Annotated in this window: 12 protein-coding genes; 3 read left to right on the forward strand and 9 right to left on the reverse strand. The window is 72.1% G+C overall.

Annotation, left to right across the window (positions count from 1 at the left end; genetic code table 11):
• Positions 1 to 18: 18 nt before the first annotated feature.
• The 3 genes from CP975_RS28205 to msrB all read left to right on the forward strand — a co-directional run bounded on the left by CP975_RS28205 (position 19) and on the right by msrB (position 2,530).
• Positions 19 to 489: an indole-3-glycerol phosphate synthase gene (locus tag CP975_RS28205; RefSeq protein WP_199783106.1), complete on the forward strand. Its 471-nt coding sequence runs from the start codon at positions 19 to 21 to the stop codon at positions 487 to 489.
• 215 nt (positions 490 to 704) lie between these two features.
• A complete protein-coding gene (gene murC / locus CP975_RS28210; protein ID WP_055533258.1) occupies positions 705 to 2,108 on the forward strand; it encodes a UDP-N-acetylmuramate--L-alanine ligase in 1,404 nt (467 codons plus the stop codon).
• Positions 2,109 to 2,122: 14 nt separating this feature from the next.
• Positions 2,123 to 2,530 carry a peptide-methionine (R)-S-oxide reductase MsrB gene (gene msrB / locus CP975_RS28215; protein WP_055533260.1) on the forward strand — a complete coding sequence of 136 codons (408 nt, stop codon included), beginning with the start codon at positions 2,123 to 2,125 and terminating at the stop codon, positions 2,528 to 2,530.
• A gap of 19 nt (positions 2,531 to 2,549) precedes the next feature.
• On the opposite strand, the gene CP975_RS28220 is transcribed toward msrB, so the two are convergent.
• The 9 genes from CP975_RS28220 to CP975_RS28260 all read right to left on the reverse strand — a co-directional run bounded on the left by CP975_RS28220 (position 2,550) and on the right by CP975_RS28260 (position 13,658).
• Positions 2,550 to 3,905, reverse strand: a complete 1,356-nt coding sequence (locus CP975_RS28220; protein ID WP_055533262.1) for a M28 family metallopeptidase — start codon at positions 3,903 to 3,905, stop codon at positions 2,550 to 2,552.
• 195 nt (positions 3,906 to 4,100) lie between these two features.
• Positions 4,101 to 4,490, reverse strand: coding sequence for a D-ribose pyranase (rbsD, locus tag CP975_RS28225; protein WP_055533264.1), 390 nt, complete (start codon positions 4,488 to 4,490; stop codon positions 4,101 to 4,103).
• Entirely contained in the window at positions 4,487 to 5,437 is a 951-nt protein-coding gene (locus tag CP975_RS28230; protein ID WP_055533266.1) for a ribokinase, read from the reverse strand. Before CP975_RS28230 ends, rbsD begins: the two co-directional genes overlap by 4 nt.
• 41 nt (positions 5,438 to 5,478) lie before the next feature.
• Positions 5,479 to 7,443, reverse strand: coding sequence for an ABC transporter permease/substrate-binding protein (locus CP975_RS28235; RefSeq protein WP_055533268.1), 1,965 nt, complete (start codon positions 7,441 to 7,443; stop codon positions 5,479 to 5,481).
• Positions 7,433 to 9,007, reverse strand: coding sequence for a sugar ABC transporter ATP-binding protein (locus CP975_RS28240; RefSeq protein WP_055533270.1), 1,575 nt, complete (start codon positions 9,005 to 9,007; stop codon positions 7,433 to 7,435). Before CP975_RS28240 ends, CP975_RS28235 begins: the two co-directional genes overlap by 11 nt.
• Positions 9,004 to 10,110 carry a LacI family DNA-binding transcriptional regulator gene (locus CP975_RS28245; RefSeq protein ID WP_150477487.1) on the reverse strand — a complete coding sequence of 369 codons (1,107 nt, stop codon included), beginning with the start codon at positions 10,108 to 10,110 and terminating at the stop codon, positions 9,004 to 9,006. Before CP975_RS28245 ends, CP975_RS28240 begins: the two co-directional genes overlap by 4 nt.
• A gap of 137 nt (positions 10,111 to 10,247) precedes the next feature.
• Positions 10,248 to 11,522, reverse strand: a complete 1,275-nt coding sequence (locus CP975_RS28250) for a DUF1266 domain-containing protein (protein WP_150477488.1) — start codon at positions 11,520 to 11,522, stop codon at positions 10,248 to 10,250.
• Between the two features lie 37 nt (positions 11,523 to 11,559).
• A complete protein-coding gene (locus tag CP975_RS28255; RefSeq protein ID WP_055529088.1) occupies positions 11,560 to 12,840 on the reverse strand; it encodes a cytochrome P450 in 1,281 nt (426 codons plus the stop codon).
• Positions 12,837 to 13,658: an alpha/beta fold hydrolase gene (locus CP975_RS28260; protein ID WP_055529089.1), complete on the reverse strand. Its 822-nt coding sequence runs from the start codon at positions 13,656 to 13,658 to the stop codon at positions 12,837 to 12,839. The genes CP975_RS28255 and CP975_RS28260 overlap by 4 nt, the downstream gene beginning before the upstream one ends.
• Between the last annotated feature and the right edge of the window lie 78 nt (positions 13,659 to 13,736).

The following is a 13,736-nucleotide window of genomic DNA, read 5'->3' on the forward strand; positions in this document are numbered from 1 at the left end:
AGGAGAAGGGCGCCTGTCGTGTTCACAAGCGTATTGATGATCGAGAAGGCCCTGACGTCCGCCGACGTGGAGTTCGTCACCACCTTGCACGGCGACGAGCCGGTCACCTTCCACGTGCTGCTCCAGCCCCGGGGCGATCAGGCGGACCGCCTGCTGCGAGCCATCGACGACGTCGCCCTGGGCGAGCTGGACGAGGCGGCGCGCGAAGGAGAGACCCCCGAGGGCAAGGACGCGGCGGCCCTCGGCGAGCAGGCGCTGCGGGTCTCGCTGACAGCGCTGCGCGCGGCGGGCTGCGAGGCGCAGGGGCGGCTCATCCAGGACCACCCGCTGGACGCGCTCCAGGCGCTGGTCGACGACGTGGGCGCCGACGAGGTGATCGTGCTGACCGATCCCCACTACGTGGAGGAGTTCTTCCACCGGGACTGGGCCTCGCGGGCGCGGCACAAGGTGGGGGTGCCGGTCCTGAAGTTGTTCTCGCACAGCGAGTGACGCTGCCCGCTGTGGGTGGGCGGTTCTTTGTTGTGCGGGGTCGCTGCCGCTGGGGGGCGGGTCTCTGTCGTGCGGGTTTGTTCGTGGCTGGGCGCGCAGTTCCCCGCGCCCCTTTGGGGCGCATCCCTGCGGGCGCTTTACCGCGGGGCGCTTAGGCTGGGGCCGTTCACACCGTACGAACGCGACACCGTCGCACCACCAGGGGAGACACACGCATGGCACCCGGCCTGCCCCAGTCCATGGCCGACATGGACCGACCGCACTTCATCGGCATCGGCGGCGCCGGAATGTCGGGCATCGCCAAGATCCTGGCCCAGCGCGGCGCCAAGGTCGCGGGCAGCGACGCCCGGGAGTCCGCCACGGCCGACGCGCTGCGCGCGCTCGGCGTCACGGTCCACATCGGGCACGACGCCGCGCACCTCGCCTCCGACGCGACCTGCGTCGTCGTCTCCTCCGCGATCCGCGCCGACAACCCCGAGCTGGCCCGCGCCGCCGAGCTGGACATCCCCGTCGTCCACCGCTCGGACGCCCTGGCCTCCCTGATGGACGGCCGGCGGCCGATCGCCGTGGCCGGTACGCACGGCAAGACCACGACGACGTCGATGCTCGCCGTCACGCTCGCAACCCTCGGCCTCGACCCGTCGTACGCGATCGGCGGCGACCTGGACGTGCCCGGCTCGAACGCGCTGCACGGCGAGGGCGACATCTTCGTCGCCGAGGCCGACGAGAGCGACCGCAGCTTCCACAAGTACGCGCCCGAGGTCGCCATCGTCCTCAACGTGGAGCTGGACCACCACGCCAACTACGCGTCGATGGACGAGATCTACGAATCCTTCGAGATCTTCGCGGGCAAGGTCGTCCCCGGGGGCACGCTGGTGATCTCCGCGGACCAGCACGGGGCCGTCGAGCTGACCGGGCGGCTGCGGGACCTCGGACAGCTGAAGGTCGTCACGTACGGCGAGTCCGAGGACGCCGACCTGCGCATCCACAAGATCACCGCGCGTGGTCTGACCAGCGAGGTCACCGTCGTACTGAACGGCAAGTTCCTCACCTTCCAGGTCTCGGTGCCCGGCCGCCACTACGCGAACAACGCGGTCGCCGCCCTCGCCGCGGGCATCGCCCTCGGCATCCCGGCGCACAACCTCGCCTCCGCGCTCGGCTCCTACACGGGCGTCAAGCGCCGCCTCCAGCTCAAGGGCGAGGCCGCGGGCGTCCAGGTCATCGACTCCTACGCCCACCACCCCACCGAGATGACGGCCGACCTGGAGGCGATGCGCTCCGCCGCAGGCGACTCCCGCATCCTCGTCCTCTTCCAGCCCCACCTCTTCTCGCGCACCCAGGAACTGGGCACCGAGATGGGCCAGGCCCTCGCCCTCGCCGACTCCTCCGTGGTCCTGGACATCTACCCGGCCCGCGAGGACCCGATCCCCGGCATCACCAGCGCCCTGATCATCGACGCGGCCCGCGCGGCGGGCGCCGAGGTGACGGCCGCCCCGGACAAGGAAGCGGCGGTCGCGACGATCGCGGGAATGGCCAGGCCCGGCGATCTCGTTCTCACCATGGGAGCGGGCGACGTCACGGACCTCGGCCCGCGGATCCTGGCCGAACTGTCCAAGTGAAGGGGACCCCACCCATGGCGTACGACGTCGAGAAGCCGGACGAGCAGTGGCGCGCGGAGTTGACCCCGTCGGAGTACGCGGTCCTGCGTCAGGCCGGCACGGAGCCCGCCTTCGTCGGTGAGTACACCGACACGAAGACGAGGGGCGTCTACTCCTGTCGCGCGTGCGGCGCGGAGCTGTTCACCTCGGCGGAGAAGTTCGAGTCGCACTGCGGCTGGCCGAGCTTCTTCGACCCGAAGGACACCGACGCGGTCGAACTGATCCAGGACACCTCGCACGGCATGGTCCGCACCGAGGTGCGATGCGCGCGCTGCGGATCGCACCTCGGACACGTCTTCGAGGGTGAGGGTTACCCCACCCCCACCGACCAGCGGTACTGCATCAACAGCATCTCGCTGCGGCTCACGCCGGACGAGGGCTGAGCCGGCCCGGGGACGGGACTCAGAACGTCAGCTTCCAGCTGTTGATGTAGCCCGTGTCCTGGGCGGCCACGTCCTGGACACGGAGTTTCCAGGCGCCGTTCGCGGGCTCGCTGGACGCATCCACCGTGTACGTGGCGATGACGTTGTCCGCCGAGTCGTTGCCGCTGGAGTTCTTCAGGCGGTACGCGCTGCCGTCGGGGGCCAGGAGGTCGACGACCACGTCGCCGCGCCAGGTGTGGCGGATGTCGACGTCCACCTTGAGGGTGGCCGGGGCGTTGCCCGTGCGGCCGGTCACGTTCACGGTGGAGGTCACCGCGGCGCCGTTGTCCGGGATGGTGACGTCCGTGGTGTTCTCGTAACTGTCACCGGGCGGGACCGGCGTGTCCGTGCCGAGCTTCCACACCGTGTGGGCGATGGCGTCACTGTTGCGGTCGAGCGCGGTGTCGTTGATGTTCGCCGTGGTGTCGCAGGACGAGTGGTAGCAGCGGTCGAAGGCCTGGCCGGCCGTGCCGCCCCACTTCTGCGCCTGGGCGCTGGTCTTGGCGCGCGAGGCCCCGCTGAACAGGCCGCCGACCGGGATGCCGGCGCTCTTGAACGGGGCGTGGTCGGAGCGGCCGTCGCCCTCGGTCTCGATCTCCGTCGGGATGTTCAGACCCGCGTAGTAGTCCTTGAAGGTCTTCTCGATGGTGGGGTCGTCGTCGTAGACGAAGTAGCCGGCGTTCGGCGAGCCGATCATGTCGAAGTTCAGATAGCCGGTGAGCTTCGACCGCTCGGCGGCGGGGAGGTTGTTCACGTAGTGGCGGGAGCCGACCAGGCCGATCTCCTCGGCGCCCCACCACGCGAACCGCAGGTGCTTCGCCGGCTTCAGCTGCGCGCGGGAGACCGCGAGCGCGGTTTCCAGGACGCCGGCCGAGCCCGAGGCGTTGTCGTTGATGCCGGCTCCCGAGGAGACGCTGTCGAGGTGGGCGCCCGCCATCAGGACCTTGTCGGGGTCGCCGCCCGGCCAGTCCGCGACCAGGTTGTAGCCGGTGGCCCCACTGGACGTGAACTGCTGGACGGTGGTGGTGAATCCGGCCGCGTCCAGCTTTCCCTTCACGTAGTCGATGGAGGCCTTGTAGCCGGGGCGGCCGTGCGCGCGATTGCCGCCGTTGGCCGAGGCTATGGACTGGAACTGGGAGAGGTGCGCCTTGACGTTGGCGAGCGGGATGTCGGGTGCCGCGAGTGCCGGGGCGGGGGCCGAGGGCGCCGCGAGGGCTGTGGGCGCGGCGGTGGCGAGCAGACCGGCCGCGGCGAACGCGGCGATGCCCGCGGTCGTGCGTCTCGCGGTCGTGCGTCTCAGGGTGCGGGGCAGGGCGGTGGGTCGGGAGAGTCTCATGTGGGGCTCCGTATTCCGAACAGCGAAGGGGACGGAACGTGCGAGACGCCCCGCGACGCGGGTGCCGCGGGGCGCCTTTGGAGCTGTGCGTTGCCTGATGTTGAGGGCGCGACGATCTGCCGTCAAGAGCGGAAACCGGTCAGAATACGGTCAGCCAAGTTCGTATAGCGGACAACCCTCCGGCGCCGTCCGGTCTCAGAAGAAGACCCCGCACCTCAACAGCACATTCGCGTACGGCCGGGCCTCCCCGGTGCGGACCACCAGACGGGCCCGCGCCGAGAGGCGTTTCAGCTCCTCGTGCGGGACCAGCTCCAGCGCGGGGATGCTCTCCCGCAGCAGCCGCGCTGCCTGCGGGTTGGCCTCCCCGACCTCCCGCGCGGCCGTTCCGCCCTCCACCACCAGCTCGGCGAGCAGCCCGTCGAGGACCTCCGCGAAGGCGGGGACCCCGGCGCGGAACGCCAGATCCACCACGCGCGGGCCCGCCGGGATCGGCATGCCCGCGTCGCAGATCAGGACCGTGTGCCCATGGCCCAACTCGGCCAGCGCGCCCGCGAGATGACGGTTCAGGATGCCCGACTTCCTCACCGGGACGAGACCTCGGGGGCGGCCTCCGCAAGCTCCGACGCCGTCGGGTAGGAGCCCTGCGCGCCCTTGCGGGTGACCGCCGCCGCGCCCACGCGGACGGCGTAGGCGGCCGCCGTCGCGAGGTCCTCGCCGAGGCCGAGGCGCCAGCCGAGCGCCGCGGTGAAGGCGTCGCCCGCTCCCGTCGTGTCCACCGCGTCGACCTTCGGACTCGGGACCCGGACGGCGTCGGAGCCGTCCGCGGTGAGCGCGCCCGCCGAACCCAGCGTGATCACCACCGAACGGGGCCCGAGCGCGAGCAGCCCGCGCGCCCACTCCTCCGGGGCGTCTCCCGCGTCCTCGCCGAGGATCACGCGCGCCTCGTGTTCGTTGACCACCAACGGGTCGCAGGCGGCGAGCACTTCGGTGGGCAGCGGCGCGGGCGGCGAGGGGTTCAGGACGAAGCGGGTGCCGGGCCGCAGCGTGCGGACGACCTCGGCGACCGTGTCCAGGGGGATCTCCAGCTGACTCGAGACCACCCGCGCCGCCGCCAGGAGACCGCTCGAGGCGCGGATGTCCTCGGGCGACAGGCGGGCGTTGGCGCCCGGCGACACCACGATGCTGTTGTCGCCCGACGGGTCGACCGTGATCAGCGCGACGCCGGTGGGCGCGCCGCCCACCAGGACGCCGGCGGTGTCCACCCCGGCCGCGCGCTGCGCGTCCAGCAGGAGCGTGCCGTGCGCGTCGTCGCCCACCCGGGCCAGGAGCGCCGTGCGCGCGCCGAGCCGGGCGGCGGCCACCGCCTGGTTGCCGCCCTTGCCGCCCGGATGGACGGCCAGGTCGGAGCCGAGGACGGTCTCGCCAGGCGCGGGGCGGCGCTCCACCCCGACCACCAGATCGGCGTTGGCGGAGCCCACGACGAGCAGTTCGAGGTCCGTGTCGCCCGTGCTGCCGGCGTTGTTGTCGTTCATGTGCTGCTTCCTGCTTTCGTACGGTGATGAGGCGAGGGCGGTCAGGAGAAATTCTTCACGTTCTTCGACGTGACGACCTTCACCGGGACCTTCACCATCTCCCGCACCTCCTTGCCCTGCGCCGCCCGCACCGCGTTGCGTACGGCGATCCTGCCCAGCTCCCTGGGCTGCTGCGCCACGGAGGCGTACAGCGTGCCCGCCTCGACCGCCTTGAGGCCGTCGGGGGTCCCGTCGAAGCCGACCACCGGGACGGACGTCCCCGCCTTGTCGCCGAGCGCCTTGACCGCGCCGAGCGCCATCTCGTCGTTCTCGGCGAAGACGCCGTTCACGCCCTTGTTGGACTGGAGGAGGTTCGTCATGACGTCCAGGCCCTTGGTGCGGTCGAAGTCGGCGGGCTGCTTGGCGACGACCTCGATGCCCGGGTACGCCTTGATGCCCTCGGCGAAACCCTGCCCGCGCTCGCGGCTCGCTGAGGTGCCCGGCGTGCCCTGGAGGACGACGACCTTGCCCTTGCCGCCCAGCTTCCCGGCGAGGGCCTTCGCCGCGAGCCTGCCGCCCGCCACGTTGTCGGAGGCGACGAGCGTGGCGGTCTTCGCCTTGTTCACACCGCGGTCGGCCGCCACCACCGGGATGTCCTGCTTGTTCGCGCCGCGCACGGCCGGGCCCGCCGCGTCGGAGTCCACCGGGTTGACGATGATCGACTTCACGCCCTCGCCGGTGAAGTTCTGGAGCTGGTTCGTCTGCTGGGACGCGTCGTTCTGCGCGTCGGTCACGGTCAGGTCGACGCCCGCCTTGTCGGCCTCCGCCTGTGCGCCCTCCTTCATCTGTACGAAGAAGGGGTTGTTGAGGGTGGAGAGGGACATGCCGACCTTCGTCGAGGTGCCCGAGGTGCCCGAGGTGCCCGAGTTGAAGAAGGAGACGGCACCGATCACCGCCGCGACGACCACGGCGGCCACCGCGTACTTCATCGCCTGCGGCCCCTTGCCCCGTATGCCTCCGGACGCGCCCGAGGAAGCTCCCGGAGTCGCCCCGGCCCGCCTGCGCAGCGTGTCCAGCAGGACCGCCAGCGCGATGACGACACCGATCACGACCTGCTGCCAGAAGGCCGACACCGAAAGGAGGTTGAGGCCGTTGCGCAGCACCGCGAGGATCAGCGCGCCGACGAGCGTGCCGGACGCCTTGCCGACGCCGCCCGCGAGGCTCGCGCCGCCGATGACGACCGCGGCGATCGCGTCGAGTTCGTACCCCTGCGCGGCCTGCGGCTGCGCGGAGACCAGGCGGGAGGCGAGCACGATGCCCGCGACGGCCGCGAAGAGACCGGAGAGCGCGTAGATGACGAGCTTCTGGCGCTTGACGCGCAGGCCCGAGAGGCGGGCGGCCTCTTCGTTGCCGCCGATCGCGTACATGGAACGGCCGATGAACGTACGCCCGAGGACGACGGCCGTCACCAGGCCCATCACGACCATCACGATCACCGGGACCGGCAGCCAGCCGCCCACGGTGTCGCCGAGGTGGGAGACCGAGTCGGGGAACGCGATCGGGCTGCCCTGCGAGATCACCAGGGAGAGGCCGCGGGCCACCGACAGCATCGCGAGCGTCGCGATGAACGGCGGGAGCTTCCCGTACGAGACGAGCAGGCCGTTGACGAACCCGCACGCCATGCCGGTGCCGACGGCGAGGACGACCGCGAGCCAGACCGGCAGCCCCTCCGAAGTCGCCGACCAGGCAAGGACGGTGGCCGACAGCGCGGCCACCGAACCGACCGAGAGATCGATGCCGGCCGACACGATCACGAACGTCACGCCGAACGCGAGGATCGCCGTCACGGCGGCCTGCACACCGACGTTCAGCAGGTTCTGCGTGGTGAGGAAGTCGCCGGAGAGCAGCGACATCGCCACGACCAGGACGATCAGGGCGCTCAGCGCGCCGTTGTCGAGCAGGACGCGGCGGAGCGTGGCCGCACCACTCGCGCCGCCCGCGTCACGCTTCACGGTTTCAGTGGCCACGGGAGCCCTCCGCTTCTTCTTCGTCGTTCCGTACGTCCGTGTGGTGCGCCGTGTGGTGCGCCGTGTCGGTCGGGGCCGCAGTGCTGACGGCGAGCGCCATCACCGCGTCCTGGGTCGCCTCGTCGCGGTGCAGCTCACCGGCGATCCGGCCCTGCGCCATGACCAGGACCCGGTCGCTCATGCCGAGCACCTCGGGCAGATCGCTGGAGATCATCAGGACGGCGTGCCCGGAGGCCGTCAGCTCGTTGATCAGCTGGTAGATCTCGACCTTCGCGCCCACGTCGATGCCGCGCGTCGGCTCGTCGAGGATCAGCACCTCGACGTCCGCGAGCAGCCACTTGCCGATGACGACCTTCTGCTGGTTGCCGCCGGACAGCGTGCGCACGTGCTGGCCGAGCCCGGCCATGCGCACTTTCAACTGCTCGGCGATCCGGGCGGCGTCCCGCGCCTGGCCCTTGAGGTCCACCAGACCGGCCCGGGTCGCCGAACGCAGCGTCACCAGGCCGAGGTTCTCCCGCACGGACGCGTCGAGGACGAGCCCCTGGCCCTTGCGGTCCTCCGGTACGAGGCCGATGCCCGCGCCCATCGCGGCGTTCACGTCGTGCCGGGGCAGCCGCGCGCCGCGTACGCCGACGCTGCCCGCGTCGTAGGGATCGGCGCCGAAGACCGCCCGCGCCACCTCGGTGCGGCCCGCGCCGACGAGCCCCGCGAGGCCGACGACCTCACCGGCCCGCACCTCGAAACTGACGTCGTGGAAGACGCCGTCACGGGTGAGGCCCTCGACGGACAGCAACGGCGGGCCCGTCTCGGGCCGTTCGCGCGGGTACTGCTGCTCGATATTGCGCCCCACCATGAGGCGTACGAGTTCCTCCTCCGGGGTGGAGGCGGGCACCTGCTGGACGCTGCGGCCGTCCCGCAGCACGGTGACGCGGTCGCCGAGCGCGGCGATCTCCTCCAGGTGGTGGGTGATGAAGACGATGCCGACGCCGTCCTCGCGCAGCGTGCGCACGATGGCGAAGAGCTTGTCGACCTCCTCGGAGGTGAGCACGGCCGTCGGCTCGTCCATGATGAGCACGCGCGCGTCCAGGCTCAGCGCCTTGGCGATCTCGACCATCTGGAGCTGTGCGATGCCCAGTTCGCGCACCTTGGCGCGCGGTGACACCCGGACGCCGACCCGCTTCAGCAGCGCCTCGGCGTCCGCCTCCATCCGCTTCCGGTCGATCATGCCGAAACGCCGCGGCTGGCGTCCCAGGAAGATGTTCTCAGCGACCGTGAGATCCGGTACGAGGTTGAACTCCTGGTAGATGGTGGCGATGCCGAGCCTCTCGGCGTCCTGCGCACCGTTGATGCGCACCTCGCGTCCCTCGGCGAGGATGCGGCCGCTGTCGGGGCGGTAGGCGCCGGAGAGCATCTTGATGAGGGTGCTCTTGCCCGCGCCGTTCTCGCCGAGCAGGACGTGCACCTCTCCGCGCCGCAGATCGAAGTCGACGGCGTCGAGCGCGACGACGCCGGGGAACGTCTTGCGGATGCCTTCGATGCGCAGCAGTTCGTCCGCGTGGGTCACGGCTTGCTCCTTTGCGTGCTCGGGTCCGTGTCCGGGGCCGGGGCCGTGCTCGGGTCCGTGCCCGCCCGCCTGCCCGGCTGCGTGCGCCGGACGGCGGGCTCGCCGCAGGATCGCCGGACGACGAGGCGCGCGGGCAGGGTCACGGACCGCGGGCTCCTGCCCTCGATCCGGTCGATCAGCGCCTGTACGGCGGCCCGGCCGAGGTCGCCGGTCGGCTGGGCGATCGCGGTGATCGGCGGATCGGTGTGCACGAACCAGGGGATGTCGTCGAAGGCCGCGAGCCCGATGTCGTGCGGGACGCGCAGGCCGTGCGCGCGGATCGCGTCGAGGGCGCCGAGCGCCATCAGGTTGTCGGCGGCGAAGACGACTTCGGGCGGCTCGGGCAGGGAGAGGAAGCGTTCGGTGGCGCGGCGGCCGCTGTCGGCCTGGAAGTCGCCCTGGCCGATGTAGGCGTCGGGCAGGGCGATGCCGTGCTCGCGCAGCGCGTCGCGGAAGGCCTCGACGCGCTCGCTGCCGGTCGTGGTGGCGGCCGGCCCCGCGATGATGGCGAGCCTGCGGTGACCGAGGCCGTGCAGATGGGCGACGAGGTCGCGAACGGCCTGGCGGCCGTCGGAGCGGACGACGGGCACCTCCACGCCGGGGATCCACCGGTCGACGAAGACCATCGGCGTTCCGGCCCGCACGGCGTCGAGCATCAGCGGCGAGCCGCCGTCGGTGGGGGAGACGAGCAGCCCGTCGATCCGCCGGTCGAGCAGCGTCCGCACGTGATGGTCCTGGAGCTCGGGCCGCTCGTCGGCGTTGCCGATGATCACGCTGTAGCCGAGCGCGCGGGCCGCCTCCTCGACGGAGCGCGCCAGCTCCGTGAAGTACGGGTTGAGCACGTCGCTGATGACGAGCCCGAGGGTGCGGGTCTGGTCGGTGCGTAGGGACCGGGCGACGGCGTTGGGCCGGTAGCCGAGCGCCTCGACGGCGGCGAGCACGCGGGCGCGGGCCGCGGGGCTGACCGAGGGGTGACTGTTCACCACCCGCGACACGGTGGCGACGGAGACGCCCGCCTCGGCGGCGACGTCCTTGATGCTCACGGAGCCCGAGCTTGCGGCCATCGTCGGTCCACCTCCTTGTGGAATCGATTACACGGAGGATTGGAAACGATTACACGGGGGTGTGGCAAGGGGATGGAGGGGGCGATGGGGGGAGTGAGATCCGATCGTGATGAAGCGGGGAGGGGCAGGCCGGCGGGTCAGGCCGACCGGAAGGGGACCGTCAGCCAAGGGCTGTCCGGGTCCGAGGTCAGGGCGCGGTGGGCGTGCAGTACGTCCGTGTACCAGGAGCCGAACGACTCATCGTCGAAGTGGAGGCAGCGGCCCAGGATGTAGCCCGCGGAGAACTCCTCCCACGAAGCGTACGCGGCCCGCGCGGCATGCGAGGTCCGCTCGACGGCCGTACGCAGCTCCGCCTCGGTCGCGTACCGGGCGCCCCGCCCCCAGCGGGCCATCTTGGAGGCGCGGCCGATGTCCCACGCCGCGACCGTGCGGACGAAACCGTCCGGCGGCAGCAGCTCGTCGGCGCGGAAGCGGGCCTCGTAGCGCAGGATCTTCCCGACCAGGCCGCGCATGGCGGCGACGAAGTCGTCCAGCTCGGGGTCGTCGCCCGGGCGGTGCGGGGTGTCCGGGCCGCCCGTCTCCACGACGCGGTTGCGCAGCGTCACCTCGACGCACTCCCGCCACCGCTCCGGGTCGAGGCGCGGCCCGACCTCGGCCAGCACCGCGAGGCGGGCACCGAGGACGAAGTCCCAGTACCAGGGGCTGACTTCGCGCGTCAGCAGACGCTCCTGGACGGCCAGCCAGTCCTCTCGGCCGGCCACTCCCCAGGACTCCGCCAGGCGGTCCACCTCGTTGCGGTGGCCGGCGCCGTGCCAGTAGAGCGTGTTCCACGGGTCGCCGTTGGCGAAGCACAGATGCGCGCCGCACGCCAGGCCGTGCAGGAGCGGGCCGGGCCCGGGCGCCCCCGTGCGGCGGGTCTCGATGCGGTCGCCGAGGCCGCCGTCGCGGTGGTGGCGCTCGTGCAGGTCGGCCCAGACCTGCCGCTCCTCGTCGGTGGTGAGGTAGTACTGCTCGCACGGCGTCGCCGCGTTGACCACCAGGATGTCCACGTCGTCGGGGCAGCCCTCGGCGAGCGCGCCGAGCGTCACGAACTCGTATACGACGGCGGGGTGCGGGCGCGGCAGCAGCCCCGCGGTGTACACCTGCGCCGCCTTGCGGCCGTCCGGCAGATCGACGGTGAGCAGCGGGCTCGCGTCCGCGTCGGGGTCCTTCTCGTGCAGCGCCACCGGCCGGTACAGGCCCGCCACGGCCACGGCCCGCAGATACGTGTACGCGTCGTCGGCCTCGCGGAGTTCGTACAGGTGCTCCTCGAGATCGGCGGGCGCCTGCCACCGGCTGCCGTCCTCCGGAGCGGGGACGAACGGGAAGATCTCGTCGTGGAACTCGTCCTCGGCCTCGGGCGCCGCGTGCATCGTCGTTCTCCGCTTCCAGGTGTGTGGATCTTGCACCTTACGCGGGGACCTCCAGCCGCAGCGACTTCAGGCCGTTGATGAAATGCGAGACCAGCCGCCGGGGCGGTGCCGCGAGCCGCAGCACGGGCAGGGCGCGCGTCACCTCCTCGTAGAAGACGCGCAGTTGGAGACGGGCGAAGTGCGCGCCAAGGCAGACGTGCGGGCCCTCGCCGAACGCCACATGGGGGTTGGGTGAACGGGCCAGGTCCAGTCGGTGCGGATCGGTGAAGACCCGTCCGTCGTGGTGGGCGGAGGCGTGGAAGACGACGACCTTGTCACCGGCCGCGACCGGCGTCCCCGCCAGCTCGGTGTCGCGGGCGGCGGTACGCCGGAAACTGAGGACCGGCGGGTGCGCGCGCAGCAGTTCGTCCACGGCCGTGCCGAGGCCGGCCGTGCCGTCGCGCAGCCGCTCGTACTCTCCAGGGTTCTCGGCGAGCGCGAGCAGCCCGCCCGGCGCGGCGGCGCGCACGGTGTCGTTGCCCGCGACCGTGAGCAGGAAGAAGAACATCTCCAGCTCAGGGGCGGCGAGTTCGGCGTCCGTGGCGAGGGTCGTCAGGATGTCGTCGGCGGGGTGGCCGCGCTTGTACGCGGCCAGCGTCCGCGCGTAGTCGAACATGTCGCGCAGCATCGCGGGGGAGCGCGGATCCACGGGCGTGCCGTCGGGGCCGTGCGCGGTCGGCGCCGCCTCGTCCGGGTCCTGGTAGCCGATGACGCGCCGCGTCCAGTGCAGCAGCAGGCCGCGGTCGCCCGGCGCCACGCCCAGCAGGTCGGCGAGGTTGAGCAGGGCGTAGTCGTCGGTGACCTCGGTGACGACGTCGAACGTGCCGTCGCCCGCGCGGGCCCCCTCCACGGCCCCGGCGATGAGGGCGCGGGCCCGCTCGCGCACCCGCGCCTCGAAGCGGGCCACCCGCTTCGGCGTGAACGCCCGGCTCACCCGGCCGCGCAACCGGTTGTGCGCGGGCGGGTCCTGATTGAGCATCATGCGGCGGATGAACGGGAGGTCGTCCGGCGCGGGGTCGCGGATCTGCGTGGCTCCCAGATGGGAGGAGAAGGCGGCCGGGTCCTTCAGGACGCGGACGACGTCGGCGTGCCGGGTGACGGCCCAGAAACCCGGGCCCGCGGGCCAGCCCAGCACCCCGGGCTCCTCCTGCCAGGCCACCGGGTGGTGGTCGCGCAGGACGCGGTAGCGGTCGTGGGGGACCGCGTCCGCGTACAGACGAGGATCGAACACGTCGGGGACGGGCGGCGTCGGCGGCCCGCCACCGCGCGCCTCCCTCATGCCCCGGAGCCTCCACGGCCCGCGCTCCCCGGGTGGGGGTCCGCCGCGTCATCGTCCGCGCGCAGGAAGTCCTCCACGGTGCGGATCAGTTCGAGGGGGGTCTCGTCCATCGCGTAGTGCCCGGCCCCCGGCAGCTCGGCCAGCTCCCCCCGGGGATACGTGCGCAGCCACGTGTCCCGCATGAGGTCCGCCGACAGCGCCGGGTCGAGCGCGCCGGCGACCGCGAGCGCGGGCACCGACGACCGCGCCACCTCGGCGTGGAAGTCCTCGCCCGCCCAGGAGTCCAGCCAGGCGCGGAACGCCTTGACGTCGCTGACCGCGAGGGAACGGTCCACCATGCGGTCCAGCCAGGCGCCGGGGCGTACGCCACCCGTGGTGAAGTCGATGATCGCGCGCCGGTTCGCCGGGGTGTGCGCGGCGGACGCGAACAACTCCCACTGTTCGGGAGAGAGCCGCAGGCCCGAAGCGGGCACCGGCGACACCCCGACGAGGCGGCGCACCCGGTGCGGGGCGGCTGCCAGCACCCGCTGGGCGACGCTGCCGCCCATCGAGTGGCCGACCAGCGAGAACCGCTCCCAGCCGAGCCGGTCGGCGAGGTCGAGCACATCGGCCGCTCCCTCACCCGTCGTGTACGAGCCGACCGCGTCCTTCGCCTCGCCGTAGCCCCGCAGGTCCACCACCGCGTACTGGAACGATCCGACGTCGAGGTCGGCGAGCACGGGATCGTACGCCGACCGGTCGGCGAGCCAGCCATGGACCGCGACGACCTTGTGCGGGCCCTCGCCGAGCAGGGTGCGGGGAAGCTGGAAGGAGGCCACATCGACTCCGATCGCCGGCACGGTCCGGGCGACGCCGGTCGGCACCGGCCCGCGACCACGGTGACCCCAACTCCGACG

Origin of the sequence: Streptomyces alboniger, from assembly GCF_008704395.1 — a bacterium.
Classification (GTDB): Bacteria; Actinomycetota; Actinomycetes; order Streptomycetales; family Streptomycetaceae; genus Streptomyces; species Streptomyces alboniger.